We start from the raw sequence: 1,687 nt of genomic DNA on the forward strand, positions 1-1,687 counted from the left end.
GTTCTGATCACTTGCAGCCAGGACAGGGGAAGGAGGAGAGGCACATGGACGCTCAGACAGCGAAGGCGCCACCGGTCGTGCAGCTCCGGGGCGTGAGCAAGGTGTACAAGACGGGCGACGTGGAGGTGCGCGCCCTGCGCGGCGTGGACTTCACGGTGGAGCCGGGCGAGTTCGTCTCCATCATGGGCTCCAGCGGTTCGGGCAAGTCCACGCTGATGAACATCCTGGGCTGCCTGGACCGGCCCACCTCCGGCGAGTACCTGCTCCAGGGGCGGGACGTGGCCCGGTTGGACCGCGACGGCCTGGCGCGCGTGCGCAACCGCACCCTGGGCTTCGTCTTCCAGAGCTTCAACCTGCTGGCGCGCACCACGGCGCTGGAGAACGTGGAGCTGCCCATGCTGTACGCGGGCGTGCCCTCCAAGGAGCGGCGCCAGCGCGCGAAGGAGGCGCTGGAGCGCGTGGGGCTGGCGGCCCGCCTGGACCATCACCCCAAGCAGCTCTCCGGCGGTCAGCAGCAGCGCGTGGCCATCGCGCGGGCGCTCGTGGGAAGGCCGCGCGTCATCCTCGCGGACGAGCCCACGGGCAACCTGGACTCGCGCACCACGGTGGAGGTGATGGCGCTGTTCCAGCAGTTGCAGAAGGAGGGCCTGACGCTGGTGCTGGTGACGCACGAGCCGGACGTGGCCGAGTTCACGCAGCGGGTGGTGGTGGTGAAGGACGGGCGCATCGTGAAGGACCAGCGCCAGTCGCCGCAGCCGGCGGTGGTCCCGGCCGAAGAGGTGGGGACATGAACCTGCTGGAGACGCTCATCCTGGCGCTGCGCGCGCTGTTGCGCTCCAAGACGCGCTCGGTGCTCACCGCGCTGGGCATCATCATCGGCGTGGGCGCGGTCATCGCCATGGTGGCCATTGGCGACGGCGCGAAGGCCAGCGTGCAGAAGGTCTTCGACGCCATGGGCACCAACATGCTCATCATCCTGCCGGGCTCTTCCCGCTCTGGCGGCGCGCGCGGCGGCTTCGGCAGTCAGCCCACCATCACCTGGGACGACCTGGAGGCCATCCGCACGCAGTTGCCCAGCGTGCGCGGCGCGGCGCCGGAGATGCGCTCCAACGCGCAGGTGTTCTCCGAGGACCAGAACTGGAACACCAGCATCATCGGCACGACGACGGACTACTTCATCGTGCGCAGCTGGACCATGGCTCAGGGCGCGCGCTTCACGGACGCGGACAACGAGGCGGGCGCGAAGGTGGCCGTGATGGGCCAGACGGTGGTGGACAACCTGTACGGCAAGGGCTTCAACCCGGTGGGCCAGGTCATTCGCATCAACAAGACGCCCTTCACCGTGGTGGGCGTGACGGCGCCCAAGGGCCAGTCCCCGGTGGGCCAGGACTTCGACAACACGGTGTTCGTGCCGGCCACCACGTTCCGCCGGCAGGTGCAGGCCCAGAGCCTGGGCACGTTCATCACCGGCGCGGTGTTCGTGCAGGCCGCGTCCGGGGACCTGACCGCGAAGGCGCAGGCGGACGTGACGCAGCTTTTGCGGGAGCGTCACCGGCTGGGGGAGAACGACGCGGACGACTTCGATGTCCGCAACCTGGCGGAGGTGGCCAGCGGTCAGCAGCAGAGCACGGAGACGCTGAGCCTGCTGCTCGCGGCCATCGCGGCGGTGTCGCTGGTGGTGGGCGGC

2 protein-coding genes are annotated in these 1,687 nt (G+C 69.6%); both read left to right on the forward strand.

Translation table 11 applies throughout. From position 1 onward, the window contains the following. The first annotated feature begins 44 nt into the window (after positions 1-44). The gene (locus D7V93_RS42680) at positions 45-791 is read left to right on the forward strand and encodes an ABC transporter ATP-binding protein (protein WP_120648641.1); all 747 of its coding nucleotides are present in this window, start codon (positions 45-47) and stop codon (positions 789-791) included. Then, on the forward strand, positions 788-1,687 hold a 900-nt coding region (locus D7V93_RS42685; protein ID WP_120648642.1), incomplete at its 3' end, for an ABC transporter permease. The genes D7V93_RS42680 and D7V93_RS42685, both read left to right, overlap by 4 nt.

It is taken from the genome of Corallococcus llansteffanensis (assembly GCF_003612055.1).
Classification (GTDB): domain Bacteria; phylum Myxococcota; class Myxococcia; order Myxococcales; family Myxococcaceae; genus Corallococcus; species Corallococcus llansteffanensis.

Bases quoted from the DNA above. Each gene is read 5' to 3' on its own strand.
- D7V93_RS42680 (WP_120648641.1), top strand. From the start codon at position 45: ATGGACGCTCAGACAGCGAAGGCGCCACCGGTCGTGCAGCTCCGGGGC.